The following is a 2,253-nucleotide window of genomic DNA, read 5'->3' as shown; positions in this document are numbered from 1 at the left end:
ATACGGCGGTACATTTGAGCAATTAGAATCGGCAAGTAAGCGGTTATCGCTGGTGGTGCCAGTTACTTTATTGCTTATATTTGGCCTGCTTTACAGTGCGTTTAATTCACTTCGTGATTCGTTAATTATATTTAGCGGCGTACCACTTGCACTTACCGGTGGTGTGCTTGCGTTATTGCTACGCGATATGCCGTTATCGATATCGGCAGGCGTTGGCTTTATCGCGCTAAGTGGTGTTGCCGTATTAAACGGTGTGGTTATGCTGTCGTTTATTAAACAATTAAGAGCCGATGGACTTAGTTTAATTGATGCGATACAAACCGGTGCACTTTCGCGCTTGCGTCCAGTATTAATGACCGCTTTAGTGGCAAGCTTAGGGTTTATTCCTATGGCGCTAAATACTGGTACAGGCGCTGAGCTACAAAGACCACTGGCTACGGTTGTAGTTGGCGGTATTATTTCATCAACTCTACTTACGCTATTAATATTGCCTGCACTTTATAAATTAGTGCATGCAAAGTTTAATAGGCATCAAGCAGCTTAGCCAGTTGAAGCTCAATACATAACGTAAAAAGCAGCTGAAATTTCAGCTGCTTTTTGTTGTTAAGTAAACTTTGCAGGTTAATTATATTGAAACAAGTTATCCCAGCGCTCATCCAAAATAGTTTTTGCGTGTTCCAAATTTATTGCGCTATACACATCATTAGTGCACGTTACTAAGCGCATACGCTCCAACTTTTCAAGCGCATCGCTAATTTCAAAATCAAGATCGCACTGGTATTTGCTTTTAAACCAATGCTCTATTTGTTCATCAAGCGTTTGGGCGGTTAAGCCGTTTTCTGATTTTAGTAAAAACGTATACGCAAGCAGCGCTTCTTTTATATCTTCTTCTTCGGCGGCGTCTATAAGGGTGTGAAAAACACCGGCGTTATTATCAAGGTTTTTAAAGTAGAGGTTATCGCTAAGCGCTTTCATAAATTTAATTTTACGGTTTTTAAACTTACTCCACTCTTTAAAAATAAAGCTGCCAAATACTCCCATGCCAATAGCAAAGGTAATAAAGTGTTGTTGCGTCATTTCGACAGCTTCACTTCTAAAGCCCCCCCAAAAAGCAAACAGAGCAAGCAATAATAAAATTGATGCACCAAGCTTAGTTATAAGTACCACCGCACCGCCAATTAAAGCCGATGAGCCAATAATTGCTTTATCAATAGGGCGCATGCGTACTTCGCTATTAGGAAATAGCATTTCGAGATCGGCCTTTGGCACATTTTGAAACAGCTTAACTATGGTCGAACTTGGCTCAAACCCTAAAGGCATTTTATTTTTAGCTTCAAAATAAGCGCTGTCTTTAAAGCGAATAAACACGGCTACTCGGTCGTAATTAGTAAAGTGCAGCGGTTTTTTACGAAGGCCCCAAAAGCTGGTTATGGTTTCAGTGAGTTGCGACTCGCCACGGCGATAAAAAACCACTTCTTCAAAGTCATCAAATTCAACCTCAAGGCGCACCTTAAATAGTGACTCTTCGTTCAATGCATCTTGTAAGTCTTCATTGGTGATCACTTCAAAGTTAGCTGCATTAAGTACCTTAGCAAAATCTTTAGCAAAATCTCGTTGGCACTGCGCTTTTTGATCCTCCGATACTGGCGCTAATGATCGCGTGTCACTATTGGGATCAAAAGGGGCGTAGTTGTTTTTAAGTGATTCAAGTGTTGCGTGGTAATCGTAATGAATAAGGCTTGCTAGTAAATCGCAAAATTGTTTAAACGATGTTTTTTGTGTACTGCTTTTAAGCTCTTCGCTACACATATCGACAATATCTTGCTTTCTAAAGGGAATAAAACGCGCACTTTGCATAAGTTTTTAACTGCTTTGGTAGGTATTTAACTGCATTGACACATAATAAAATATTCTTATGGATATTACTAATTTGTTAATGCAGTAGGGCGTATTGATCATTGGTGGTTGAATTTGCAGCTGTGTGTTTGGTTTTTAGGCAAGGCAGAGCCTATGTAGTGTGGTTATTCCACATAAATAAGGCGATAACGCAGCATAAATACCAAACATGCGCTGCCCTTTGAGCTCGATCTAGGGACGATTAACTCTTTGTTGCCTACATGGATGTAGGTAAGGGGGTGAGCATGACGCGGAAGCTTTGCTCGATTTTTACTTATTCTTACATGGATGTAAGCCAGTAGGGTAACGCAGGAGCAGTTACCGAGCCCACTAGGTTACAAACCTCGCGCCGCGATT

The 2,253-nt window shown here is 40.7% G+C and carries 1 protein-coding gene and 1 pseudogene (1 of these 2 only partly in view); one reads left to right on the top strand and one right to left on the bottom strand.

Features of this window, described 5'->3' with window-relative positions:
- A pseudogene (locus tag L652_RS01000000123475) lies at nucleotides 1–544 on the top strand (CusA/CzcA family heavy metal efflux RND transporter); its annotated part reaches 1,235 nt to the left of the window's first position; the annotation flags it as partial.
- Between the two features lie 77 nt (nucleotides 545–621).
- On the opposite strand, the gene L652_RS0107900 reads toward L652_RS01000000123475, so the two are convergent.
- Nucleotides 622–1,857 carry a TMEM143 family protein gene (locus tag L652_RS0107900; protein WP_024597650.1) on the bottom strand — a complete coding sequence of 412 codons (1,236 nt, stop codon included), beginning with the start codon at nucleotides 1,855–1,857 and terminating at the stop codon, nucleotides 622–624.
- Nucleotides 1,858–2,253 lie beyond the last annotated feature (396 nt).

This window comes from Pseudoalteromonas sp. TB25, from assembly GCF_000497995.1.
GTDB lineage: Bacteria > Pseudomonadota > Gammaproteobacteria > Enterobacterales > Alteromonadaceae > Pseudoalteromonas > Pseudoalteromonas distincta.
Note: the sequence above shows the minus strand (reverse complement) of the source record. Positions and strands in the feature narration are given on the sequence as shown.

Coding starts and splice junctions, on each gene's coding strand:
- L652_RS0107900 (WP_024597650.1), bottom strand. CDS start 1,857: ATGCAAAGTGCGCGTTTTATTCCCTTTAGAAAGCAAGATATTGTCGAT.